Annotated in this window: 22 protein-coding genes and 1 other RNA gene; 6 read left to right on the top strand and 17 right to left on the bottom strand. The window is 42.6% G+C overall.

Going from position 1 to position 26355, the window contains the following annotated elements; all coding sequences use genetic code 11:
- Positions 1-228 precede the first annotated feature (228 nt).
- Together HXT47_RS06045 and HXT47_RS06050 are read left to right on the top strand one after the other, a co-directional pair.
- Positions 229-855 (top strand): hypothetical protein, encoded by a 627-nt coding sequence (locus HXT47_RS06045; protein ID WP_050397209.1) that lies wholly within the window; start codon positions 229-231, stop codon positions 853-855.
- Positions 846-1109 carry a hypothetical protein gene (locus HXT47_RS06050; RefSeq protein ID WP_004118480.1) on the top strand — a complete coding sequence of 88 codons (264 nt, stop codon included), beginning with the start codon at positions 846-848 and terminating at the stop codon, positions 1107-1109. Before HXT47_RS06045 ends, HXT47_RS06050 begins: the two co-directional genes overlap by 10 nt.
- A 31-nt stretch (positions 1110-1140) precedes the next feature.
- On the opposite strand, the gene rsmI is transcribed toward HXT47_RS06050, so the two are convergent.
- Positions 1141-2043 carry a 16S rRNA (cytidine(1402)-2'-O)-methyltransferase gene (gene rsmI / locus HXT47_RS06055; protein WP_004104736.1) on the bottom strand — a complete coding sequence of 301 codons (903 nt, stop codon included), beginning with the start codon at positions 2041-2043 and terminating at the stop codon, positions 1141-1143.
- A gap of 129 nt (positions 2044-2172) precedes the next feature.
- Between rsmI and HXT47_RS06060 the strand changes: the two genes are divergently transcribed.
- Positions 2173-3015, top strand: a complete 843-nt coding sequence (locus tag HXT47_RS06060; RefSeq protein WP_116442888.1) for an alpha/beta hydrolase — start codon at positions 2173-2175, stop codon at positions 3013-3015.
- A 215-nt stretch (positions 3016-3230) separates the two neighbouring features.
- Here HXT47_RS06060 and HXT47_RS06065 read toward each other — a convergent pair whose 3' ends face one another.
- From HXT47_RS06065 to ptsP, 7 genes are all read right to left on the bottom strand, one after another.
- Positions 3231-4748 (bottom strand): formate--tetrahydrofolate ligase, encoded by a 1518-nt coding sequence (locus HXT47_RS06065; RefSeq protein WP_162861609.1) that lies wholly within the window; start codon positions 4746-4748, stop codon positions 3231-3233.
- A 228-nt stretch (positions 4749-4976) separates the two neighbouring features.
- On the bottom strand, positions 4977-6584 hold the full coding sequence (locus HXT47_RS06070) for a C69 family dipeptidase (RefSeq protein ID WP_116442887.1): 1608 nt from the start codon (positions 6582-6584) through the stop codon (positions 4977-4979).
- A gap of 111 nt (positions 6585-6695) precedes the next feature.
- Positions 6696-7247, bottom strand: coding sequence for a YbhB/YbcL family Raf kinase inhibitor-like protein (locus HXT47_RS06075; RefSeq protein ID WP_004104740.1), 552 nt, complete (start codon positions 7245-7247; stop codon positions 6696-6698).
- A gap of 223 nt (positions 7248-7470) precedes the next feature.
- Positions 7471-9003, bottom strand: coding sequence for a PTS ascorbate transporter subunit IIC (locus HXT47_RS06080; RefSeq protein ID WP_421780992.1), 1533 nt, complete (start codon positions 9001-9003; stop codon positions 7471-7473).
- A gap of 116 nt (positions 9004-9119) precedes the next feature.
- Positions 9120-9389 carry a PTS sugar transporter subunit IIB gene (locus tag HXT47_RS06085; protein WP_004104746.1) on the bottom strand — a complete coding sequence of 90 codons (270 nt, stop codon included), beginning with the start codon at positions 9387-9389 and terminating at the stop codon, positions 9120-9122.
- A 63-nt stretch (positions 9390-9452) separates the two neighbouring features.
- Complete coding sequence (locus tag HXT47_RS06090) at positions 9453-9902, bottom strand: PTS sugar transporter subunit IIA (protein ID WP_004104748.1); 450 nt, start codon at positions 9900-9902, stop codon at positions 9453-9455.
- 104 nt (positions 9903-10006) lie between these two features.
- Positions 10007-11665 carry a phosphoenolpyruvate--protein phosphotransferase gene (gene ptsP / locus HXT47_RS06095; RefSeq protein ID WP_004104749.1) on the bottom strand — a complete coding sequence of 553 codons (1659 nt, stop codon included), beginning with the start codon at positions 11663-11665 and terminating at the stop codon, positions 10007-10009.
- A gap of 276 nt (positions 11666-11941) precedes the next feature.
- Between ptsP and HXT47_RS06100 the strand changes: the two genes are divergently transcribed.
- The gene (locus tag HXT47_RS06100) at positions 11942-12208 is read left to right on the top strand and encodes an HPr family phosphocarrier protein (RefSeq protein WP_004104751.1); all 267 of its coding nucleotides are present in this window, start codon (positions 11942-11944) and stop codon (positions 12206-12208) included.
- 99 nt (positions 12209-12307) lie between these two features.
- Complete coding sequence (locus HXT47_RS06105) at positions 12308-13387, top strand: LacI family DNA-binding transcriptional regulator (RefSeq protein WP_004104752.1); 1080 nt, start codon at positions 12308-12310, stop codon at positions 13385-13387.
- 12 nt (positions 13388-13399) lie between these two features.
- Here the strand turns inward: HXT47_RS06105 and HXT47_RS06110 are convergent, their stop codons facing one another.
- The 6 genes from HXT47_RS06110 to HXT47_RS06135 form a co-directional block, all read right to left on the bottom strand.
- Positions 13400-14578, bottom strand: a complete 1179-nt coding sequence (locus HXT47_RS06110; protein WP_101891397.1) for a DNA polymerase III subunit delta' — start codon at positions 14576-14578, stop codon at positions 13400-13402.
- A 54-nt stretch (positions 14579-14632) separates the two neighbouring features.
- Entirely contained in the window at positions 14633-15337 is a 705-nt protein-coding gene (gene tmk, locus HXT47_RS06115) for a dTMP kinase (protein ID WP_064340640.1), read from the bottom strand.
- A gap of 48 nt (positions 15338-15385) precedes the next feature.
- Positions 15386-18241 carry a type I DNA topoisomerase gene (gene topA / locus HXT47_RS06120; RefSeq protein ID WP_004104755.1) on the bottom strand — a complete coding sequence of 952 codons (2856 nt, stop codon included), beginning with the start codon at positions 18239-18241 and terminating at the stop codon, positions 15386-15388.
- Between the two features lie 131 nt (positions 18242-18372).
- The gene (locus tag HXT47_RS06125) at positions 18373-19671 is read right to left on the bottom strand and encodes a phosphatase PAP2 family protein (protein WP_421789039.1); all 1299 of its coding nucleotides are present in this window, start codon (positions 19669-19671) and stop codon (positions 18373-18375) included.
- Between the two features lie 45 nt (positions 19672-19716).
- An RNA gene (gene ffs / locus HXT47_RS06130) (signal recognition particle sRNA small type) lies at positions 19717-19813 on the bottom strand.
- Positions 19814-19854: 41 nt separating this feature from the next.
- Positions 19855-20997, bottom strand: coding sequence for an inositol-3-phosphate synthase (locus HXT47_RS06135; RefSeq protein WP_004118456.1), 1143 nt, complete (start codon positions 20995-20997; stop codon positions 19855-19857).
- A 172-nt stretch (positions 20998-21169) separates the two neighbouring features.
- Between HXT47_RS06135 and HXT47_RS06140 the strand changes: the two genes are divergently transcribed.
- Positions 21170-23494: a transglycosylase domain-containing protein gene (locus HXT47_RS06140; protein WP_421789041.1), complete on the top strand. Its 2325-nt coding sequence runs from the start codon at positions 21170-21172 to the stop codon at positions 23492-23494.
- A gap of 116 nt (positions 23495-23610) precedes the next feature.
- On the opposite strand, the gene HXT47_RS06145 is transcribed toward HXT47_RS06140, so the two are convergent.
- From HXT47_RS06145 to HXT47_RS06155, 3 genes are all read right to left on the bottom strand, one after another.
- The gene (locus HXT47_RS06145; protein ID WP_421789043.1) at positions 23611-24354 is read right to left on the bottom strand and encodes an HAD family hydrolase; all 744 of its coding nucleotides are present in this window, start codon (positions 24352-24354) and stop codon (positions 23611-23613) included.
- 150 nt (positions 24355-24504) lie between these two features.
- Positions 24505-25101, bottom strand: a complete 597-nt coding sequence (locus tag HXT47_RS06150; RefSeq protein ID WP_004104765.1) for a heat shock protein transcriptional repressor HspR — start codon at positions 25099-25101, stop codon at positions 24505-24507.
- Between the two features lie 87 nt (positions 25102-25188).
- On the bottom strand, positions 25189-26241 hold the full coding sequence (locus HXT47_RS06155; RefSeq protein WP_004118453.1) for a DnaJ C-terminal domain-containing protein: 1053 nt from the start codon (positions 26239-26241) through the stop codon (positions 25189-25191).
- Positions 26242-26355 lie beyond the last annotated feature (114 nt).

Consider the following 26355-nt stretch of genomic DNA (forward strand, 5'->3'; position numbering starts at 1 on the left):
ACGCTGAATAACAAGCCTCACACGAGTTCATCCACATATCCACAAGTTATAAAACCAGCCTGGAATTGAAGCAAATATAAACATAATCTCAACTTATGCATTACGAAACTTATTCACTACAAAGCATGAATTACAAAATATGCGTTAGAAAAACAACAATATGTGCGATACACATTGTAAATAGTCGCGCTAAAAAATAAATATGCAAAAAGAAAGGATTGAGGAAAATTGAAAAAACAACAAAACATACGCGATTTATTGGATATTTGCGAAGAAGCACAAACACAATTCCCGGAATTACTTGACGACAACCATTTACCAGGCCCAATGTGCATGAAAAAACTTTCTCAAATTGGCGTATTCAATAGGCTTGATTTAAATGCAGGATATTCAAATAAAGCAGCTATTTCCACTCAAGGAAGAAGTAATATTGTGAGCAATCTTATACCTACAGAAAGCATAGCCTGCTTATTTACTGCAGCATGGGTTTGGATAGGAGGCAATTTTCCTGAAAATATAGATGTTATTGATTATGGGCATAGAAGAAAAAAGCCGCACGGCCATGCAATCCGAGCATTTCGAAGACACTTAAACAATGAAGAATACGTAATACTTGGAAAAATTAGAATAACAACGCCAGAACGAACAATTTGCGATTTAGCGTACACTCCAAGCGAAAACGAAGAGTACGAACCTTATAGAAAAGATATTGCTCACTTATTGATATCTAAATACAGCATTGACTTGCGAAAATGCAAACGTACTATTGACGGAAACCCATATTTCCCAGGCTCAATACATGCAAGAAATTGGATACGAAACATTGCGAAAGAAGCAAACAAACCATGGAAATAAAGAACTCTTATGCAACTAAAACAAGCAGCCCTCCAAAACCACCTATAATACTCACGCCATATGTTGCTATCGACCCTGCAACAAAAACGGAAGTGCTATGGTATATCGCGCAAAAAATACCAGAACTTCGCAAATGGATTATTGCAAACCCTTCGGCAGACGCGCAAATCTTAGAATATATTTCTCAACAAGGCGGGCCTGACGTTCGTTACAGTTTTGAAGTGCTATTTTCTGCGTATGACAGCAATGAATAGAAAGCAAAAAATAGTAGCAAAAGCAGAAATCTTACTTTTGATCAGGTTTGTGCTCAAGACAAGACGCATAAACTTGCTTACGATTAGCAAAAGATCCGTCAGCAAACGGATGCTCTTTTACTACTTTTGTAATGGCTTCTTTTATGCGCAAACCTTCGGATTCTGCACATTCAAGCGAAAGCTTTGCAAGAGCATCAATGCTTAAATCTGTGCTTTCAGACTGCACTTCTTCGTCACTTGCACCACCGATAACTAAAACTATTTCACCTCGAGGAGGATCCGCTAAAACACCATCGTGAATACTTTGCACAGTTCCACGACGAATTTCCTCAAAATCTTTTGTAAGTTCACGGCATAACGCCATTGGACGATTAGAGCCAAGTACTGCCAATATATCTTCCATAGCTTCTGCAATACGATGTGGAGCCTCATAAAATACTATTGTTCGTCGCTCGGCTTTAAGCGAGCGCAAATGCTGTTGACGCTCACCAGATTTACGAGGCAAAAAGCCTTCATAACAGAAGCGATCAGTTGGCAATCCAGAAAGAGCAAGCGCATCTAAAACTGCACTAGGACCAGGCGCGCAAGTAACAGGCAAATCGCGCTCTATTGCACGTCGAACAACAGCAAGACCCGGATCGTTAATGGTAGGCATACCTGCGTCTGAAACAACAAGAACAGTGCTGCCCTGCTCAACTTTGTCTAGCAAACCATCTGCCTTGTTGCGCTCATTATGATCGTGATATGCGATTACGCTACCAGAAACATGTACGCCAAGGCGATTCGCTAAATCATAAAGCCTACGCGTGTCTTCAGCAGCAACAATATCAGCAGTTTCAAGAAGATTAATTAATCGTGCAGAAGCGTCTGCCATATTCCCAATAGGCGTAGCAGCTAAAACAACCTTACCTAAATTATCTTCTTCATCACACATCTTGAATCTCCTTATAAAACTTCTTAAAACTCTACACGAATTTATAAAAGAACGCACTTACAAAGCGAGGTATTTGATTAGAATTATGCTTAGTGTAATTGCAATATAAGCGAAACGAAAAGAGACACTATGAAGATTATAAATCAGAAAATAAAAAGTACAGATGGAAGCGATGCGCAGCTTATTGGATATATTTTAGACGATAATTTAGATAGCGAAGGCTTACAAAACCGTCCTGCAATTTTAATCTTGCCAGGCGGAGGTTTCTTGCGCGTCTCGAATCGTGAAGCAGAGCCTGTTGCCATGAAGTTTGCTGCAGAAGGATTCCACACTTTTGTGTTGCGATACTCGCTTACTCCAAGCACGTACCCAACTCAGCTTTTAGAAGCCGCAGAAGCGATGAGCTTAATTCGCAAAAACGCAAAAGAATGGCACGTAGATGCGCAAAAAATTGCAATTATTGGATTCTCCGCTGGAGGGCATGTGGCTGCAAACCTTGCAACTAGTGTTAGCGACGAAGTTGAGGAAGCAAACGGGTATGCTGCTGATGACGTGCGTCCAAATGCACTTATGCTCGCATATCCTGTTATTTCTGCTGGAAAATATGCACATAAGCCAACTTTCGATCGTCTATTTGGAGAAGTTAGCGACGAAAAGCGAACTGAACTCGTCAATAAACTTTCGCTGGAAAATCACGTGGATCGCAAAACTCCACCTGTATTTGTATGGCAAACTGTTACTGATCAAACAGTTCCAGTAGAAAATTCAATAATGTTTGTGAACGCTTGCGTTGAAGCTGGAGTAAGTGTTGAAGCTCACCTGTTCCCTAAAGGACCGCACGGCTTAGCTTTGGCAGTTAAAGAAACAGCAAAACGCGATGAAAATGGCGCAGTAATTCCTGAATTTGTGCAGCCAGAAGTTCAGCAGTGGGTTAAGCTTGCTTGCGATTGGTTGCATCGCACTTTTGCGTGATTTAACTTCAACACTCCCGCGTTTGTTCCCTTTTCGACCCATTTGGTAAACAAAACGCGGAAACAAAAAGCGGAAACAACAGACGAAACACAAGGCAAAAACAAAAACGTCGTCTACACGCCATAAGGGGCATGTTGACGACGTTTTGTTACTTGCTATCAATAAGTAATTTTAAGTAATCTCAATATTTAAGAGAAAATTACACTATTAATATTTCACACGATTTTTGGCATTGGAGTTGTTAGTGAAGATGTGAGATTTACCTGCACAACTCCAGCTCCAGCGTGAACTTCCACTTTCTTCAATGTCACAGTGCGAGAATCTTCAGGCGCATGATCATCGTCAGTCATAGTTGCTGGCGACTTTACAGCAACAAGCGCAAGGTCATCGAAAATAACTCCAGAATTTGCACACAAATCCTGCGCTTCTTTCAATGAATCAGCAAAACCTGCTTTGTCGATCACACGCTCAACAGGAACACCGTAAGCTTCTGCACACAACAAGTTAATTCGCTCCCTAAGCGTCTTTCCACGCCTACTTTCTGGAACTTTCGTTTCAACATCATCAGTTATTGCAGACACAAAATCGTCCAGCTGATTTGCCAAACCATCGCCACCATCGCGGAATAAATTGCCAACAATAGGCTTTCTGAATCCTAAAGACTTGGCTTGTTCCAACAATTCAGGCACTTGATCATCCTCGCCTTCCCACAAATTAATCAACGGGAACGTAGGGATATTAAGAGATTCCAAACGAGAAACATGGAATGGGTAACGCCAAGCCAAAGTTTCGTCATCTCGCCAAGTAGTTGCGCGAGTAACTACAACTGCAGCAGCAGGCCACTTTGCACCAAACTCGCGAGCAGCAATATCTAACCACTTTTGAGCACCAGCATCCGTGCCATAACCTGCTTCCACCACTACAACATCATGCTCAGCGCAAGCCATTTCAACGCTTACAAGGCTTGGAATACCAAGCGAAACGTTCGCAAACGGGCCGCAATGGACGTAGATTGGAGAACCATTAATCGTCTCAGTTTTAGCAGGCTTTACAGCGTCGGCAAGAATATTGGTGATTCGCCACAAATCCACAAACTCACCAAACTTAACAGGCTTACCGTCTTTTGTGCCAGCAATCATTGAAGAAACACGATGAGAAATCTCGTCCATACTGCGCGACAACACTACGATTTGCATAAGCTCGCAAGTTGGCGTCAAAACAACGCGCTCAGGAACAGTCCCCTTGCCAAAATCAACAGCAATGCTTCGCAAAGATCGCGAAGGAACTTCACTAACTCGAGGAACTAAAATAGTATCAAGAACACCCTCGTCGACTGCTTTTTCCGCAAACGACACAAGCAAATTCTGCGCGCAAGCAATAGCAGCCATTTCACCACACAGGCCCCAGTCAATCAACTCAGGGTGAGAAAGCGAAGACTTACCGCCACCACTTGCACCGCCTTTAGAACCAGCAGCCGTAATGCCCATGCTTGGCTGACGAAGAACTGCAGCTGCGTCTACACCGCGCTCACGCAATGCATCAACTAACGCAATAGTTGTAGTTGTTTTACCTTCTCCACGAGAAGCTTTTAAAGGAGTATCAGCAGTAACAAGCAGAACCTTACCGCGCTTCCTAGGCTCCTCTGGATGTTGCTTTAAATAATCCAGGTACTCAAAGGCATCAATTTTTTTAACCAAACCGAATGTTGTAGTGTATGAATCAAGAATGCTCATGTACCCCTCTTTCATAGGCATATTGGCACAACTATGCATGCGGATAATGTTAATTACATGATTCATACTATACGATTGTTTGTTCGTAGCATAGCCACCACACGCAATATCTATACGCGTTATTATCAACGTCTATAGCAAAATAACAAAAGATAACAAAAATGCCTTCCGTGTGAAATAAAAAGTTCATTTCTTAGGAAGGCATTTAATTTTTAATAAAATTTAAATTTAGTGATCAGAACGATTAAAACCATTCTTCATACGCATGCTAGTGATGTACAGCACCGTGTCAAGCAAAGAATCGGTTTCTTTCTTCAGCTTTGCTGCCATATCGTCATTTGCTTCAGCCAAAGCCTCGCGCACTTTGTCGTTGCGAAGCTCGGCAATAATAGCTTCAGGATCGCGAACTAAATCATCGTAATCTTCGCCTTCATCACCTTCACGTTCTGGCTCGTAATCAGCCAAATCAACGCCAAGAAGATCTGCCACGGCAGCATCCGTAGACTTGACCATTGCGTGACCAAGGGAACCGACAACTTCTTGGTAGCGCTCAATCGCGTTTGCAGTGTCGTTAAATGCGGCATCCGCAAGAGCAGCAATAATGCGATTCTCCCAATAGAAGTTTTCGCTTGTTACGCGAGTAGTCGTATCTTCCAAATACTTTGGAGTGCGATTTACGTTTGGATAGAACGGAATCAAAGAATTGAAAGGATTAGAACCGTAAGTAATCCACTGAATTGCACGCATTACTTCCGGCATGTAAGGGCGGATTTGCATTACAGCAAGCTCGCTTTGGCGATTAATTCCGATTGGACGCAACATATGACGAGTATGCTCATCTCCAAGATTGCCGTAAGGATCATACTCAGTGCCCTGATAGTGAGAGCTTAAAACGTACTTAATATCCTCAACAGTCACTTTACGCTCAGGCTGGCGAGCCCAAGGAATATCGTTGCTGTCCGGACGATGATCAGCGTCTTTACCATCCCACACTTCGTCATACGGATTCAAGAAGCGCTCCATGAACCATGCGCGAGGAGTGTTGTACACGTGGTCAGCATCCGAATGAGAGCCAAAAGCATCACGAGGGTTAAACGGAGAAGCGTTTTCCACCGACAAATCCAAGTGATTTTCTTCAATAAACTCAAGCAAATCAGCCGAGCACATATGCTCTTCTTGAAGATCAAAAGCATCATCTAAATCGAACTCGTCAATTCCGAGCTGGTTTGGCATAACAACATAAGCTTCATCCGGCACACGCTTAGCAATCCAATGATGACCACCGACAGTTTCAAACCACCAAATCTCGTTCACATCCGAAAATGCAACGCCATTCATCTCATAAGTGCCGTACTTTTCAAGCAATGCACCCAAACGCTCAACGCCTTCGCGAGCGCTACGAATATAAGGCAAAACAAGCGTTAAGAAATCTTCTTCGCCAATTCCACCCGGCACTTCCGGCTTGTAGTCAGCATCTCCAACTTTGCCTTGTTCTTTTTGAAGTTCAACCATTGGATCTGCGCCTAACACGCGCTCGTTGGACGTAAGCGTTTCAGTTGCGCTCATTGCAACATTTGCTTCGTTAACGCCAGCTTCTCCCCAAATTCCTTCGCGCAAGTCTGCATTTGGCACGCTTGTGTATTGCATTGGATTATCCGGCAACTCGACTGTTACGTGGCTAAGAACAGACTTATAAACGCGAGGTTGATCTTCCGGCTTTACTACTACTAAACGCTTCGGATTAAACTCGCCATTTGCTGAGTCTTCGTTACGCGCAATAAGCGTGGATCCGTCGTAACTTGCTTTTCTACCAACAAGAATTGTTGTGCATGCCATATTTGCATCCTCTGTTTTTAGATTTTATATTTTATTTTTAGATTTGTTACTGTTTGATTCTAACGCTTAGGCGTTAACTGCTAACCTAATTGGTTGCTCTCGTGCTTGCGTTTAGGCTTTACCAGTAAGGAACATTCCACCAGCATCTACACCTGAAGTTACATTTCTTACTTCGCGTAACAATTCATTCATGTAGAATCCCGGCTTAAGATTTGGCAAAGGCTTTTCTGTGCCAAAAACTTCAAACATGTATTCGTGATCTTTATCAGGAGGCTGAGGGCCGTTGTATCGCATAGTAATTGCTGAATCATTGCAACCAATAAATCTGCTTGCTTGCGAGTTACGACCTTGAAGAGCTTCCGGAATCATAGAAGTCATTGTGCGAGAAAAATCTTCCGGTATTTGTAAAGCGTGAGAATCATTAAAATCAAACATTAACGCTTCAACAGGCACGTTCGCGGCAGTCCAGTGAATCCATTCAAAACCGCATACCGGTATTGCATCGTCGTCAACAAAACGCCAATGCAAATAATGCACGAAAGATGGCATATTATCAACGTAAAATGGGAAAGAAACTACTGGAACTCCGCTGATCTTATTCTGCTCCGGCGCAGCTTTAGAATAATCATCCGGAATGGTAGTGAAATCTGTAGAAATATTCATAATTTAAGTATCTACCATTACACAACACTAATCAACTGCGCGAGTAACAAATAAACGCAAACGTTAGCGCAATCTAATTGTTCAAGCAGATCGTGGCACTCAAGCAAAAACAACACTAAGAAACAACGCTAACTGCATAATTTGACGGTCAATATAAAACGTGCGCCCAGAAAAATCTAAACTGGGCGCATTAACTAAAATGTAATTTTTTACTGTACTCTATTTATTTTGTAGCAGCCTCCTCATGAGTTTCAGCAGCCTTAGCTGCCACAGCTGCTTTCTTAGCAGCACGCTCTTGCTTCTTAATTCCTTCAATGAACTCAGCATGCTTTACTGCAGGAAGCCAGCCAGTGTTAACAACCTTAACCTGCCATACCCAAGCCAAGGCAAACAGAATAACAGCAACAATAATCAAGCTTATAGCACCAACGCCTGCACCGAGGTGAGCGAAGTTACCAACAACAGTGCCGACCCAACCAAAGTCAGCATCGCCGAAGGTGGAGTTTGCCAAGCCGAAGGAACCCATAACAGTAAGCAATACTGCTGGAAGGAATGTAATAATTAAACCGTTAATAAAACCACCGAGAATAGCACCACGGCGACCACCGGTTGCATTACCAAACACGCCTGCACCACCACCATCGAAGAAGTGAGGCACCATTCCTGGGAGAATCAATGCCAATCCCCAAGCTGGACCCATCCAAATTGCAATAAGTCCGAGAGCTACAAGACCTCCAACGAAGGAAGACAAGAAGCCAATAAGAGAAGCATTAGCACCGTATGGGAATACGATTGGAATATCCAATGCTGGACGAGCGCCTGGAACGACCTTGTTAGCAATGCCCTGGAATGCAGGAACCAATTCACCTAAAATGATACGAACACCATAAAGGATGACACTAACACCAATTCCAAATTGCAAAGCCTGAGCAAAAGCCGCCATGTAGAAGGCACTATAGTCCGTAGGGTGAGACGCGAAAATCTTGAAGAGTTCCTTTACTGGCAACACAACCGAAGCCCACACTGCGAATACCAAATACAGCACAACCATCAACAAAGTCGTGGAGACCATTGAATCACGCAAGAAGCTCAAACCCTTAGGGAAGTTAATATCTTCAGTAGACTTAGACTTCTTACCAACAGCAGCACCAACAGCACCAGAAACAATGTAGCTTAAAGAGTTAAAGTGACCAATCGAGAGCTTATCGCTACCAGTAATACGGTTCATAAAAGGCTGCGCAAAAGCTGGCAGAACAACCATAACCGTTGCCATAATGACAGAGCCGACAATAACAATAAGCAACTGGTTGCCTGCACCAAAACCAACGGAAAGAACTAGAGCCAAAAGCATAGACATAAACACCATGTGGTGACCAGTCAAGAATATGTACTTCAAAGGAGTAAAGCGTGCAGCAAGAAGCATAAGAACGAAGCTGAGCACAATAATGTATGCAGAAGTAGCACCGTACTGACCTGCAGCCTGAGCAGTAATAACCTCATTCGCAGGTACAACACCATGAGCACCAGTAGACTTCAAAACCAAGTCACCAAATGGAGCAAGTGCACCAACAACAACGCCAGCACCTGCACCCAAAATGAGGTAACCCATAGCAGCTTTTAAGCCGCCTGCAATCACTTGTCCTGCACTACGTTTGAGTGCGATAAGACCGATTGCCGCAATAATACCAATCAAATAAGCCGGCACATTCAAAATCTGCTGACTTATGAAATTTAAAACCTGAACTACAATGTTCATCTTATTTCCTTCTTTTTATTTAGAAAAAGCGAATAGCGCATGAAATAACAGTACGACTATGCCAAAGCAGTAAGCACGTAATCAGCATAATCAAACGTTTATTTGTTACACATAATTTATGCGTAACGCTCAAGCACACCCTTCACCTCTTCAACATCCATGAAATTTTCAATTGTTTCTACAGGAGTGGTAGTGCCCTCAAGCTCTGGAGCAAGCTGAGGAGAAGTGAGCACAAGATCATTCATATTCGCAGTACCTTTTGCACTTCCCGCATCGGAAGTAGTAACTGTAACATCAAGACCTAAGTCTGCTGCCGCAGCCTCAACATTGATTTTTAAAAGTACAGACGTGCCAATGCCGTTTCCGCATACACATAGAATATTCATAAATAACCTCTTTCGTTGAGTTGTATTTTTTTAATTTTGCAAAATTAATTAATTCTTTAGTATTTAACTTTTAAGAATTGCGCGAATTTCTTTAGCGTTTTTTGCTTGCGCAAGTTCTCTAGTCTTCACAGGATTAGACAAAGCTGCAGCAACCGCGGACATAACGCCAATATGCTCATTTTCATCGTGACCTGCAAGACCAATTACTAAAGAGACCGGATCGTTGGCAGTGTTACCAAATTTAACAGGCGTACTTAAACGAATCCAGCTCAAACCACTTTTTAACACTGCTTCCGACGGGCGCGAATGTGCCAAAGCCAAGCCTGGGGCAATAACAATATACGGGCCCATTTTCTCAACTGTTTCAATCATCTGATTCGTATATTCATCAGTAGTAAAGCCAGACTCCTTCAAAGCATTGCCTGCAAGACAAATAGCATCACGCCAATCTTTCGCTGCAATATCAAGGTTTACTGCAGAATCCGGGAGAAGCTCATCAATATCAGTACTCATATTTTCTCTTTTCTAAGCATGTTAATTATTCTTGATTATTTCTGATTGGTAATCGAATTTTTAATGTTTTTCGTAACGATCATATTTTGAATTACTCCCTTGGCTTATTCTTGCATGATTGAGTGGTAGAACTTTCCAGCTAAAGCATCATGAGCTTTAGCCTTAGCTTCATCAAATGTAGTTTGAGCAAGTTCTGCTCGAACATCGTCCAAAGCAACCGGCGTCATAGAAAGCGAGTTAATACCGAGACCTGTAAGAACAACCGCTAAGTCTGGGTCTGCTGCAGCTTCTCCACACACTCCGACTGGCATACCATGTGCGTTACCAGCGTCTGCAATCATTTTGATCGCGCGCAACACTGCAGGGTGCCAAGCAGTTTGATAATTAGAAACAGACCCAAGGGTTCTATCTGCTGCAAGAGTGTATTGCGTCAAATCATTCGTTCCGATAGATACAAAATCAGCGACTTGAGCAACCTCCTCGGCAACAAGAGCGATAGAAGGCACCTCGGCCATAATGCCAACCTTTTTAAGACCTTTAGATTTACCAAGTTTTACAAAATATGCTGCTTCATGTTCGTCTGAAACCATTGGAGCCATCACCCATAAGTCAGCATTCGTCACAGCATCAGCACGAGATAATGCCTCCAGCTGACCATCTAGAACATCCATATGCTGTCTTAGAGTACGCAAACCTCGAAGTCCGAGGGCAGGATTTGGTTCATCTTCAGGAGTCAAGAATGGTAACGGCTTATCTGCTCCAGCATCAAGCAATCGAATAACAACTTTCTTGCCTTCAAACTGAGATAGTAACTCTGTATAAGATTCTGTTTGTTCTTCTATACTAGGCGGTTGCTCGTTACCAATAAACAGAAATTCCGTTCGGAATAGACCTACTCCTTCTGCTCCATACTCATGAGCAGTTACGGCATCTGAGGGCTTTCCTACATTTGCCAAAAGAGGAATCAAATGACCATCTTTTGTACTTCCAGGCAATCCACGCAATTCACGAGCGCGGCTTAAACGCTCACGAGACTCTTTAACATGCGCGATTTCTTCTTCACTAGGACTGCTTATAACATGACCATTAACGGCATCTACTACAACAATTTGATGATTCTTCAGCTGAGAGGCATCGTGTGCTCCAACAACAGCAACAATTCCACGAGCACGAGCAAGAATAGCAGTGTGACTTGTAGGACCACCATCAAGAGTGACAATTGCCTGAACCTTGCTTAAATCAAGTGAAGCTGTATCAGCAGGTGAAAGATCCTTAGCAACCAGTACAAAAGGCGAATCACTTTCCGGCACTCCAGGAGCTTCAACACCAATCAAAGATGCAATAACACGCTGGCCAACATCATGCAAATCTCCTGCACGCTCAGCCATGTAACCACCAAGATTACGCAACATGTCTTCAAATTGTGCGAACCCTTCCCAAGTGGCACGTTCAGCTGTTTTCCCCTTATCAATACCAGATTCAATTGCACTTATTAATGCTGGATCGATGGCCATCTGTGCAAGAGCTTGCATAATTGGTGCTGCCTTTCGAGTCCCCTCATCCTTTGCTTCAAGAGCCTCACTTGCACGATGGTTTAGGTCTTTATTTACTTCATTTAAAGCATTTTTAACAGCCTTTTTTGCATCCTCAGCCAACACACTAACAGCACGAGGAGAATCCTCTGGCTCATGCAAAGCAGGTGCCATACACAATACTTCACCATATGCCATCGAGCGCCCAATGCCAACACCAGTGATTACCATACTTAAAACCCTCCTTTAGGTTTAGAAACTTTATTACGGCCGCAACGCCGCATAAGCATTTCTTGTAGGTAAACGTTTCTTACTAATGAAACTATACACCATTAAAAATGTTGTTACAACAAGTGAAAACGTTTTCTGTATTTTTCAATTAATTATGCTACACTTAATGTTGAAAATAGCAAACAAAAAACCTTAAGAAAAAAATATGGTTTGCTTTTATATGAAAAATAAAAAAATAAAAGCAGAATTTGTTAATTATTATTCAAAGGAGAAAAAATGGCAATTGCAACTCGTACTGTTACTATTGAAGACCCAGTTGGAATACATGCTCGCCCAGCGTCAGAATTTTCTCAAGCCGCAATGTCCTCAAATTGCATTGTAACGATTGCGAAAGGCGAAGGTGCCCCTGTAAGTGCGAATAGCATTCTTTCAATTATGGGATTGGGCATTACTAAAGGAGATTCAATCACAATTACCGTTGATGGTGAAGACGCTGAAAATGTAGCTAACAATCTTGTCGACGTAGTCACGAAAGGCGAATAATATAAATAAGTAAGTGTACATAAACTGACAAATAAATAATATTCAATTTGCGGTGCTGTTTACCAATAATTACAGCACCGCACTTATTCGGGGGCAAATATGACAAATCAAACTAATCAAAACGCCTCCATAACTCATGTAGCAGCTCTTGCAAAAGTTTCAATTGCAACAGTATCTCGTGTACTTTCTGGTAGACGAGCCAAAGATGACGATATCGCAAAACGCGTAAGAAAAGCTGCAGAGCAGCTTAATTATTCAGTAAATTATGCAGCAAGCGCATTAAGAAGTGACACAACTAATACAATCGGCGTAGTAATGGGCACAAGCAACGTAGATGATTCATTCAGCGTAAATATGCTTTCTGCATTGGATGAAGCAGCTCATGAAATAGATAAAATACTTCTTGTTGGAACTGGAAAAGACACAGAAGCTCAAGAAGAACGCATAGAAGAGCTTATTGGTCATAATGTTGACAGTCTTATTGTTATGCCATCTAACAATAGTGATTTAACAAAAACACTTGAAAACTACGTTGACAATCTTCCCATTGTGCAAATTGGTGGCACTACTACTTCATTCCACGTGAATTGGGTTGGCATGGATCAAGAATCAATGATGGAAGCCGCTTTGATACATCTTTCGCATCACGATGCCCATAATATTGCTTATTTAAGTGGAAATGTTGACTCCACACAAAGTGCAAACTTATTTGCCAATTTTCAGACTGCTGCAAGCCGATTAAGTTTACTTTCTGAGCCAGATTGGACAACTTTTGGAGAACTTACTTATCAACGTGGATTCAAAGATACAATGCGGCTTTTTTCTGATTCTACCGCTAAACAATCTCGCAAACCAGACGCTGTTATTTGCGCAAATGACGCTGTCGCACTTGGAGCACTTCTAGCTTTAGATGAGCTTTCTTTGCAAGTTCCGCAGGACGTTCTCGTAATAGGTTACGGAGATAGCAGACAGGCAGAAATATCTGAACCAAAGCTTTCTTCAATCCGTCCTCCGTATCAGCAAATTGCGCGCGAAGCAATCCGCCTAACCGCTGTTAACAAATCAGAGCAACATTGGTTACCTGCACATATGGAGTTTAGACCGGAAATCATGCGACGCGAATCAACAAATTCACCAAGAATAGGCACAAGCGATATGTCACTTCCGTGGAGGATATGATACTTTTGTATTTTATTGACTTTGCAAAAGTGAGCAAAATAGTGCTTCAAAAACAAGAGTTGCGTTACCATTTCTCGAAAGCCGACGACGAGTAGTAGCAATGCTGTCAACACAATCCAATGCACTACTTGCTGTCATGCTTTGTGCCAACTGGACAATTCTAGACTTGTATTCCTGATTTATAATCGGCGAAGACTTTTGCGCTTCGTTAATAACAACTAAAACATCTCTATACACGCTATCGATTGCGTCAAGAGAACGGCATAACACGTCACGACTTACACGAGTTACTTTACGTTTTATATCATCCTTTTTCCCAATTGCATTGTAGCTTGCGCGCAATTTGGGCGGAATGCGATCCTCATCGCCTAATCCGTTAATTCTACGAAATTCTTTTTGTTGAGCCTCAACATTTCGCTGAACCTCATCTTCTGCTTGTGATTTTGCATCGTCAATAAGCATTGCAGCAAGCATAATTGCGTCGGCAGCATCATGCATACGGAGCAATCCTGCAATAAGCTCATCTCGCCTACTTAAAGCACGCTCATCGCTTGCGTAGATAAAAGCAGTTGCTATATTTCCTTGAGAAAGCCTGGCTGCACGATTTGCTAGCTTATTATCCGCATCCGTTTTTTTAGTAAGATATTCTGCTATAGACTGCTCGTTTGGAGTAGCTAATTGCACAAGTTGCGTACGCGAACGAATTGTTGGAAGCACATCCATAACACTTGAAGCGCATAAAAGCCAAATCGTATGCTCGCTTGGCTCTTCAATCTCTTTAAGAAGAACGTTTGTGCTACGTTCCAACATTCTGTCAACATCTTCAATAATTATGATTCGCCAAGGAGCAGTGCTAGGCATCTGCTCAGAAATCCCAATTGCCTCGCGTACATCGTCAATACTAAGAGTTACGCCTTTTGTTGCAAGCGTATGCACATCAGGATGCGATCCTGCTAAAACTTCTTTGGCAGTTTTACTAAGCTCATTTTCGCCGCTAATTCCATCACTGCCTTCTCCATGATCCGGACTTTCGAGAGCTGCAGCGAAAGCGCGCGCAACTTGCGCACTACCGAAGCCAGCAGCTCCGCAAATCAGCCAAGATTGCGCTATTTTGCTAGCATCCGCACAAGCAATTTTTCGCAATCGCGAAACTACCTGTTCTTGCCCAATAACGCTATCCCACACACTCATCGCTTCACCCCCTGCATAGCTTCTTTACTTCTTCACTTTATAAAATTCGCCACTTTATTTAGTTTCAATTTCTTCAATTAAGTTATGTACGTCTTGCACAATAAGTTCAGATAATGATTTCGCTGAGAACGTTGCATCTAATACGCGATAACGATCTGCAGATTCCTGCGCCAAATCTAAAAATGCTTCTCTAGTGCGACGTGCGAAATCTATTCCAGCTGATTCCATGCGATCTTGCTCACGATGCAAACGCTTAAAAGCATCTTCCGGCTGCATATCTAGCAAATAAGTGCGATTAGGCCACAGCGAATCCGTTGCCCACTCACTTAAAGTTCGCACATCATCCATAGTCAATTCGCGACCGCCTGCTTGGTAAGCAAGCGAAGAATCAATATAACGATCCGTTATTACTACTGCACCACGGCTAAGTGCAGGGCGAATTACTTGCGCAACATGCTGTGCACGATCCGCAGCAAAAAGCAAAGCTTCTGTTCTGGCAGATACACTCGTGCCATGCAAGAGTATTTCGCGCAAAGTTTTACCCAACTGCGTACCGCCAGGCTCACGCGTCACTACAACTTCTCGCCCCGAAGATTGCAAATAATCCTTAAGAGCCTCAACTTGCGTAGTTTTGCCAACGCCATCAATGCCCTCAAAAGAAATAAATAAGCCTTTATTTGCATAAGATTGCTCACTTCTGCAGCCGCAGTTTCCTCCGCAAGCGCAGCCATCAGAGAAATCGTCATTCTTAGATGCCATATTTTTTGACTCCATATGCAAGGTTTATTTAATCTTTAGATTTCATTCCTATGCTTTTTTAGCGGTAGATTTCTTTGAAGTAGTCTTCTTTGTAGAAGTTTTCCTTGCGGTAGATTTTTTCGCAGTAGACTTCTTTTCAGAAGATTTTGCAGTGCTCTTAGTCGCGCGCTTTTTGCGTTTTACGGGACCTGCGGCACGCTTTTGCGCCAAAAGTGCAAATGCATCCTGCGGATCAATCGATTCAGGCGTATACTGCTTTGGCAAAGTGCGATTCGTTTCGCCATCAGTAATATAAGCTCCGTAGAAACCATCCTTAATCACTACTGGCTTCCCAGTTTCAGGATCTGCACCAAGCTCACGAAGAGGCGGCTTGGCGGCACCACGAGTACGCTTACCGTACTTTGGTTGCGCAAATAAATCTTTCGCTTCCTGCAAAGTAACAGTAAAAATAGCATCTTCACTAGAAAGAGATCGCGTATCCGGCTTAGATTCCACAGTTTCTCCAGCAGAAGTATCTACAGCAGAATATGTTTTAGTTAAATATGGACCGTAACGACCATTATTTGCTTCGATACGAGCTAGTTTTACAACACCTTCTGCGTCAACTTCTTCATATTCGCCAACAAAACGTGGCAAATTCAAAAGTTGCAACGCTTCTTGCAAAGTCAAAGTCGCTGGATCCATGGTTTTAAACAAAGAAGCCATTTTTGGACGAGCCTTAGAAGACTTAGAAGCCTTAGAAGATTTAGAATCTTCCGCATTATCCTGCTCTTCTACCAGTGCCACGTACGGCCCAAAACGACCATTGCGCACTTCTACATTCCCACCCGTTTCTGGATCTACTCCAAGCACACGTGGACCCTCAGCATTATTCTCAAGCAATTCTCGAGCAGCATCAACAGTTAACTCATCTGGAGCTAAAGTTTCTGGCAAAGAAGCATGACGAGGGTTGCCTTCAGCATCAAGATTCTTAATGTCTTCCAAGTAAGGACCATAGCGTCCAATACGCACATGCAAACCATCGCCAATGTCTATGGTATTTATTTCACGCGCATCAATTTCACCAAGCTCTGCAACCTGCTGTTGCAAACCAATATGAGCTTCATCAGCGGAATTAGCGGCACCTTCACCAGAACCGAAATAGAACCTAGTTAACCAATCGCGACCGGTTTCTTCACCGTGCGCAATTCTGTCCAAACCATTTTCCATATCAGCAGTAAACGCGTAATCAACATACTTCGGGAAATTCGCTTCCAAAAGCTTAATTACAGCAAAAGCAAGCCAAGAAGGAATTAACGCACGTCCACGCTCATACACGTATCCACGATCAATAATTGTGGAAATAATCGTTGCGTAAGTAGAAGGGCGGCCTATTTCCTTAGCTTCCAAAGTTTTAACTAAAGAAGCTTCAGTATATCTTGCAGGAGGCTGAGTTTCGTGAGAATCCGCACTAACACTTTTAGCTTCAAGAATATCCCCAGCTTGCATTTGAGGAAGCGCCTTATCGCTTTCACCTTCAGATGCATGTGCATTGCCAAAAACCTTCATAAAACCAGCAAAAGTAATTACTGTTCCAGAAGCTTGGAACAAAGCTTCTCCATATTCTCCAGCAGAAGCATTTAACTTAACAGTTGCTGTAAAACCTGTAGCATCAGCCATTTGTGACGCAAGGGTTCGTTGCCAAATAAGCGTATACAATTTCAGCTGATCCGCAGGTAATTTATCTGCAAGCTCGTCCGGACTTAAGAAACGCGCTCCAGCAGGGCGAATACATTCATGAGCTTCCTGCGCTCCTGCAGACGTAGTTGCATACTGCTTAGGAGATTGCGAAACATACTCGTCGCCAAACGCTGCACGAGCGGCACTACGAGCAGCTTCGATAGCTTCTTTGGAAAGCGTTACGGAATCCGTACGCATGTAAGTGATATAGCCGTTTTCGTATAAAGATTGCGCAGCTCGCATAGTTTGGCGAGAGCTCATTGAAAGTCGGTTTCCAGCAGTTTGCTGCAAAGTTGATGTAGTAAAAGGTGGCAAAGGACGACGATGATACGGCTTCGTTTCCATAGAGTCAACTACAAAATCTGAATTTTCAAGAGCTTTAGAAAGCTTAGATGCAAAATCAGCATCAACATGCAAAGCTTTTTGTGATTCATCTTTTGTAGAAACCAACTCACCTTTTGAATTGAAATCTTTAGAACCAGCCAGACGGCGACCAGAAAGCTCGCTCATACGCGCTTCAAAATCAACACTTTCACCATCTGAGCCTTTAGAACTTAAAATCGCGCTAATATCCCAGTAAGACGCCTTAGTAAACGCCATACGCTCGCGTTCACGCTCAACAATCAACCTAGTAGCAACAGACTGCACGCGTCCAGCAGAAAGACCAGGACCAACTTTTCTCCACAAAACAGGAGAAAGCTCATATCCATACAAACGGTCTAACACACGACGAGTTTCTTGCGCGTCAACCATATTGTCGTCAACATTTCGAGTATTACTAAGCGAGGCTTGAATTGCATCCTTAGTAATCTCATGAAACACCATGCGCTTTACTGGCACAGTTGGCTTCAATGCTTCTACCAAATGCCACGCAATAGCTTCACCTTCGCGATCCTCATCAGTTGCCAGATATAATTCGTCAGCTTTTGCGAGCGCAGACTTTAAATCGGAAACAGTTTTCTTTTTATCTGAGCCAACTACGTAATATGGCGCAAAACCATGATCGACATCTACACCAAACTTACCAAACGCCGCTTTGCGTGAGGCTGGAACTTGGCTTGGCTGAGCGAGATCGCGAATATGCCCAACTGAAGCCATGACGGTATATCCATTGCCTAAATACCCGCCAATTTTTCGCGCTTTCGTGGGAGACTCCACAATGACTAGCTTATTCTGTGCTGCCATATTCGCTCCTTTCCTAACACAATCGAACATATAATTCCGAACTATATGTTTCACGCTAACTGTATCGCAACTTAAGTTATACGTCCATTACATTCCACCTCGGTGGATAAAAGCAGATAGAGTAGACAATATTACTTAGAAGCAGATGGAGGCGTCGGCGGAGCGCCTACTAATCCAAGCCTACTCAACGGCGAAGCTGTAGAGTGACGCATTACCATAATTACGCCAAAAACAAGCAAAGACACGCCTATAATCAGCCAATAAGTTGCTACATAAGATACGCTTGCAGCCCATTGAGCAAAAATATCAACACCAGGAAGAATTTGCCATATTAAATAAAGTGCATACAAACACGCCAACACACCAATCGTAATCATAGAGCTTCCTACAATTTGAACGCTAATTGAGGAACGTCGATAAGCTGGCATATCCATTCCACTACTGCGAGTGCATGCGAGCATAATAAGCGTTACAGCACCAACGATAAGTAATGACATAAGAACGTCAGAAACTCTATGCCAATGTGCTGCAACCAAAGAAAGTTCCACAAGAATGCTTATAAAAGCTGCAGCTACCGCTGCCCATGCGCGCCAAACACGCGAAACTGCGCAAATAAGCAACGCACATGATGCAGTAATAAGTAGGGTATGACCTGAAGGTGCTGAATTTGCAGACAAATATTCAATACTTATAAGCATTGGGCGCGGAAGAATTTTTTTCAATGGTTCAGCAGCAGCCGAAAGAATAATAATCCCAGCACATTGACCAAGAAGCCACCAACGTTTACGAATACAAACTACTATGAGTGAAACAAGAGCAATTATTATGCCAGTAACTATAACAACCATAGAAACGCTTATAGGTCGCAAGCAAAATGCAAGCCAAGACGGCATACCATGAGAGCCAAATCCATCAATTACCATTTCTTCATAGCTTTGACCAAGTACTGTTTGCACACTAATAAACCATATGAACGCAGCAGAAGCCAGGAAAACAATTGCAATAGCAACACACCACAATATGGTAGATATTCGAGGACGCTTTACGAGCGGATCAAGCTGATCAATATCATCTGCATCCGATGAAGAATCTTCAAAAGATAACTGATTAGTTGAATACGACAAATCAGACAAATCAGATTGACGTTTAGTTTGTTTCACAAACTGTTTTACAGACTGTTTAGAAGATTTCTCTTCAGTATTTTCTGGAAATAAAGGCGATATTTTTTCGTCATTATCCTCAGATGAGATTGGAGAAAATGGCGTAATCGTATTAATCGAATCCAAAGGATGCGAATAGTCACTACCTTCACTGTTGCGATTAATATCTTGCGAAGTTCCACCTACCGGCAGCGCATCATTTTCCCCAGCAGAATCATCATGCTGATTGTCAATGCTATTGGATTGAATTCCTGCAAATTCTTCACTCATACTTTAGACTTTACGACAGTATTTACGACCGCGCTAGTTTTACGCATAATAAAACCTCCGCGCACCCACCAGAGGCCACTTACCCTTGCTGCATTTCTGCCCTGGGGGGATTGGGTGACTTAGTGCCACACGGAGGCTTTATCTATATTACACGATTTTCGCTACATGTCGAGTAGTAATAAATTATGCGCGCCACACACTCTTGCCATGTTCTTTTGCAAATTCAGTATCTTCATCAAGCTGAGACTCGTTAGCTTCAACATCACCAGCAATATAGCGTTCAACTAATTGGCGAGCTTCACTATCTTCATGCTGAACTGCAGGAGACTTCATAAAGTATGAACTTGGGGCCAAAACCGGACCAGAAAGCTTGCGATCCAAAGCAATTTTTGCGGCTCGAACAGCATCGATAACAATTCCGGCAGAATTTGGAGAATCCCAAACCTCAAGCTTGTACTCCAAATTCAAAGGAACATCACCAAAAGTAGTACCTTCCAAACGCACGAAAGCAAACTTGCGATCATCCAACCAAGCTACGTAGTCTGAAGGCCCAATATGAACATTATGCTCATCCATTTCATGAGGCACGATTGAAGTTACTGCACGAGTCTTAGAAATCTTTTTAGATTCAAGTCTTGAACGCTGAAGCATGTTCATAAAGTCCATATTTCCGCCAACATTCAGCTGATACGTGCGATCCAAACGCACACCGCGATCCTCAAAAAGTCGAGCCATAACGCGGTGAGTAATAGTTGCACCTACCTGACTTTTAATGTCATCGCCAATAATAGGAACTCCTGCATCACGGAATTTTTGTGCCCACTCAGGATCAGAAGCAATGAAGACTGGCAGGCAGTTTACAAATGCACAGCCAGCTTCCATCGCAGCAGTCGCATAAGCTTTATCGGCTTGCTCAGATCCTACTGGAAGATAAGAAACAAGCACATCCACATGCTTATCTCGCAAAACTTGAGCAACGTCAACAGGTTCAGCCTCGGACTCATCAATCATTTCACGGTAGTAATCACCAAGACCGTCATAAGTTGGACCACGCAATACTTCTACACCCAAATTTGGTACATCAGCAAAACGAATTGTGTTATTTTGTGAAGCGCCAATTGCTTCACTTAAATCATGCCCAACCTTTAGAGAATCAACATCAAACGCCGCAACAAACTCAATATCGCGCACACGATACTGACCAAATACAGCGTGCATCAACCCTGGAATTTTCTCACCGTCATCAGCGTTTTTGTAATATTCAACGCCCTGAACCAGCGACGAAGCACAATTGCCGACACCGGCAATGGCAACGCGGATGCTCATATAGACTCCTTGCCCTGCAAAATAAGCGACATTACATTATGCCGCACCATACACATTTCATAATACTATTGCTTTAACAAATATGTACTAATATTCAATATTTTTAATCTTTTCTAAACAAAAACATGCTGTTTTGTAGAAAAATTCAACACCGGACGCTACGGTGGAATGTATGGTTGCACGTAAAGATGGAAGACGAGCGTCTACTTCGCATGAGAAAGCTACTCGAAGCATATCGTCACAATCACAAAAAAATACGAATATGCCTTCATCTGTCCCACCAAGCGGACAAGACTCATACCGTCCACATTCGTATTCTTTTGAATCAAACAAAAGCAGCCGTAATTCGAGATTCGAACGTTCTCGCGCAGCAACACGCAGAAGGCGTCGTAGAACTTGGCGAGGCAGACATCCTATTATTTTTTGGGCACTTATCGTTATTTTTGTACCAATTTTGCTAGGCACAATTGTTTTTGCTTATCTGTACGCAACTACAGATATACCTGCACCAGACAAAGTTGCTATGGCAGATAAGACGAAAGTGTACTATTCAGATGGCAAAACTGAATTAGGTTCTTTTGCTGAGCAAAATCGCGAAATTATCAATTGTTCAGTACTACCTAAATATGTTGGTAAAGCAATAGTTGCTTCAGAAAATCGTTCCTTCTACCACGATGGCGGAATAGATTTTAAAGGAATTGGACGCGCATTACTTCATAACGTTACAAAGCACGGGCGTTGGGGCGGCTCAACTATTACGCAACAATATGCGGAAAGATATTATCTCGGTGAAACAAAAACTTATTTTGGAAAACTAAAAGAAGCTATTTTAGCTTTGAAAATTGCGCAAACCCAAGATAAAGATACAGTACTTTGCAATTATATGAATACTATTTACTTGGGTAGAGGAGCATACGGAATTCAAGCTGCAGCTAAAGCATATTTCGGTATAGAAGCAAAAGATTTGTCACTTTCGCAAGCTGCACTTTTAGCAGGTATTATTCCAGCACCAAGTAGCTGGGATCCTGCAATTGGTCCAAAAGAAGCAGGCATTCGCTTTAAGCGCGTGTTACGCATTATGAAAGAAGATGGCTACATTACAGCTTCTCAAGCAGCGCAAGCAAAAATGCCTAAAACTATTACTCAGACGACTCAAAACATTTACGCAGGTCAACAAGGTTACTTATTGCATATGGTTCGCGACGAGTTAACTAGGAACGGTGCTTTTACGCAGGAAGATCTTGACAGTGGCGGATATCGCATTATTACTACTATCGATAAAGCTAAGCAAGATTTAATGTTCAAAGTTGCAAGTCCTTCTCAAGATGGACGAGGAATTGTGCCAGAAGGACTGCAAGTTGGCGGAATTTCAATAAACGCAAAAGATGGTTCAATCATTTCCGTTTACGCAGGAGACGATTATCTAAAGAAACAACTTAATAACGCCACACAAGCGCTTTATGAGCCAGGTTCTACTATGAAGCCTTTTGCGCTTATGGGAGCAATTCAGGCTGGCACTAGCTTGGATACGATGTTCAATGGCAATTCTCCACGCAAGTTTGATGGGATCGATAAACCTGTTGGAAACTTTGCAAACATGAGCTACGGCACCATTAACTTATACAGTGCAACTGCAAATTCTGTGAACACAGTGTATATGGATTTGCAAAGTAAACTTGGTGCTAAGAAAGTTGCTCATACTGCAGTTATGGCAGGTTTAAGCCCTGAACGAGTCAATGGTAAGAATCCGTTTACTGTGCTCGGAAACGATTCTGTGCATGTAAGCGAAATTGCGCGCGCATATGCAACATTTGCAAACCAAGGAAGACGCCCAGATTTGCATATTGTTGCCAGCGTAAAAAATCCTGACGGTAAGGAGTTCTACCGTGCACCAACAGCCGGAAAGCAAGTATTCTCACCAGCCGATGCCGCTCTAGCTACAAAAGCAATGATTGGCGTAGTGCAACATGGTACAGCAACTGAAGCTCGCGCTGTAGGTAGAGAAATTGCAGGAAAGTCTGGAACAGCAAACGATGAAACTGCTGGTAGCTTTGTAGGATTTACGCCAAATATTGTTACCGCATTTGCCATATGGAATCCAGACGCAAAAGGTAGCCCACAAGTAATTAAACCGTTCCACGGATATCTTGGTGGAAGCGACTACCCTGTGCACTTGTTTACAAGATACATGCGTCAAGCGGTAATAGGAACCCCGAATACTAAATTCCCTGAAGCAAAAGACACAGGCAAAATTGGCGGACCTGATGGAAAATGGGGATTAGGCGAACAACATACATTCACGCATATAAAAACTGAGAATGAAGATAAGGATAAAAACAAGGACAAAGATAAAGACAAGGACAACGACAACGATTTAGACCTTGATAGTCAGCTGTATGGTCGTGACGATTCATCATCGGGCGGCGTTGGCAGCTACGATAATAATTCTGGCGGTCATGGTTATGACAATAACTATGACACAACTGGAGGAAACTAGTAAATCAACTGTAGCTATTTATAAACAAAACTGTAGCTAATTTACGAACAGATATGCGAATAGCTAGCTAAGTAAATAGCTAAATAGTTTGTTAATTAGTTTTGCTAGTTTGTTAATTAGTTTCGGCTCAAAACAATGTTCTCAAGCATTTTAGCAGTAACATTTTCATAACCGTTAAGTTCTGCATGATGCTTGCTCTCAGATATGTTTGCGCGCGAAAAACCTGTTTGCGCAATTACAGTTGCTCCGGAATTAATTGCAGCAGTAAGACCAGATAGAGAATCTTCTATGGCAATGCAATTAGCCATCTGCTTTGCAACTTCCTCATCCGCGCCCTCAATGCCAACCATTTTCCCTGCAGCAAGATAAGGCTCAGCACTAGGCTTCGGCTTAAATCCATCATCTCCACACACGTACCCAGCGAAAGCACCTTCTGGAGCATGATTCACAATATTTTCAACCAAACAACGCGGCGAATTGCTCACCAAAATTGAAGGAATGCCGGCATCCGTAAGACTTTTAAGTACATCTAAAACTCCCGGAACCCACGGCACGGATTCAGCCTCACGAGCAGCAACGTAATCAACCATGCCTTTGCCAATTTCTTCTACTGTAAGTTTTGTACCAGAAGGAATCATCTTATTGGCAACAGTTTCAAGGGATCCACCGGAACATTCCCAAGCTAAATCTTCATCCCAGTATCCACCGTATTTTTTTACTAAATAAAATTCCGACTCATGCCAATACGGCTCGGAATCTATAAGAGTACCATCCATATCCCAGAAAACTGCACGCAACACATGTTTTTCTTCACTAGAGTTAAGAGTATTTGCACACATATTCGTCGTCTGTTCAGCCATTCACAATCCTTTATATTGCATATATTTGCTTTAGCTTTTGTAGCACATCATTTTCGCACTAATTCTGCATTACTTTTCGCACTATTAATTCTTCTCGTTAATTCTCACTAATTTCTCACTTAAGCACAATAAGTAGCCATACCTACGTTACTATATGCTCCACGCTCTCCACAACACCACAGATTTTTCATCCGAAGACTTTCGATTTTTATAATTACTGTTATAGCTTTCCGAAGAATACGACGAAGGTAACGCTCGCCTCTCTGTAAGAATATCCCGCCTCCAGCGACGCGCATTGCGAGAACGCTGCATTTCCACAATGTCACCATCTGCATTTGCAGCAAAAATATTGCGTTCTGAAGACTCTGCAGAATCAAGCAAATGCCTTACTTGTCTTTTAAGCTGTCGATTTTCTTCTTGCAAATCAAGTATTTGCATGATGCCAGCAAGATTGATACCTTCATTTTGGCTTAAATGCTGAGTTTGCACAATCCTGTCTATATCTCGCAAAGAATAGCGGCGAGCGCCACCTTCAGTTCTATTCGGCATTATTAAATGAAGCCTATCATACTGTCGTAAAGTTTGCGGGTGCGTATTGGTTAGGCGTGCCACATGGCTTACGGTAAATATTGGCAAATCAAGAACAAATCCTACTTCATCTGCCCCGTCAAGCGTTGCGGTACCACGCACTAAAGCAACTGCACACATTTCATACAGTGCTTTAGTTTCACGCGTTATTGGTGTCATAGCACGCCTTCCTTTGCTCTTTTTAGTATGTTTAAAGCACTGTTACAAGCAATTCAACAGTGTTTAACCTACTAAATTATTGTTAACTTAGTTTTGTCTTAATTTTTTAATTTCTTCAGCATAAGTTTCGCCAGCAGTTTTATCAAATTCTTTTGCAACGCGTCTAAGAGACATGCTCGAACGCTTTGGCAAACGAATCTGCACAACACCAACAAAATCGCCATTCTTTCCGGGCACTCCAGCACCTTCTATACGAACTTCATCACCGCTTGAAACACAAGCTGGAACTTTGAAAGTAACAGGATTGCCGTCTAGGTCGTTTATACTAACTTTTGCACCATGCACTGCTTCACTTAACGTTAGCGGCAATGTAGAAATCAAATCGTCGCCTCGCAAAGTAAATTTATCTGATGCTTCTACTTGAACATGCAAGTACAAGTCACCTGCAGCACCACCGAACTTGCCTGGCTTGCCTTTTCCTTTCAAACGAATTTTCTGTCCGGTTTTTACACCAGCTGGAATATGCGTTTTAAAAGTTTCACCAGCCGCACGCAACGATACTGTAGCGCCTTTAAAAGCTTGCTTAAATGTGAGCTTTATATCGGTTGTTATATCTTCGCCAACTTCAGGCACGTCAGCTTCCTGCGGTTGAGAATACCTCTCACCGCCAAAGCCACTCGTACCTTGGAATCCTGCTGAATCTTGAGAGCGCTGACCTCCACCAAACATGGAGAAAATGTCGCTCATATTTGGTCCAGCACCGTTGGATGTAAAGCGAATGCGCGAACCGTTTCCGCCCATACCACCCATGCCAGAGCCGCCATTGAACATGGAGAAAATGTCCGAGAAACTCGACGCATCGAAACCGCCAGCACCACCTGCTCCTCCAGCGAAACGAGCACCACCAGCACCAAATTGGCGGATAGCATCGTAACGTTGACGAGTTTGACTATCTTTTAATACGTCATAAGCTTCAGAAACATCCTTAAATTTTTCTTCAGCTTCTTTTGTTTTGTTTAAATCAGGGTGATATTTACGAGCAAGTTTGCGATACGCTTTGGTAATCGTTGCCTCATCTGCGTCTTTGGAGACACCGAGAACCTTATAAAAATCCTTAGCTAACCATTCATTTTCAGCCATTTGTGCCTCCTTTCTTCACAAGCACATTGGCTATTTCGCTTTTGACCAAATATAGGCTGCTCGTGCCAACTCTTATGAGTCAGCACGAGCAAGTTATGCAATAAAGTCACGAAA

Origin of the sequence: Gardnerella sp. DNF01205, from assembly GCF_049244135.1 — a bacterium.
In the GTDB taxonomy this organism is placed as follows: domain Bacteria; phylum Actinomycetota; class Actinomycetes; order Actinomycetales; family Bifidobacteriaceae; genus Bifidobacterium; species Bifidobacterium leopoldii.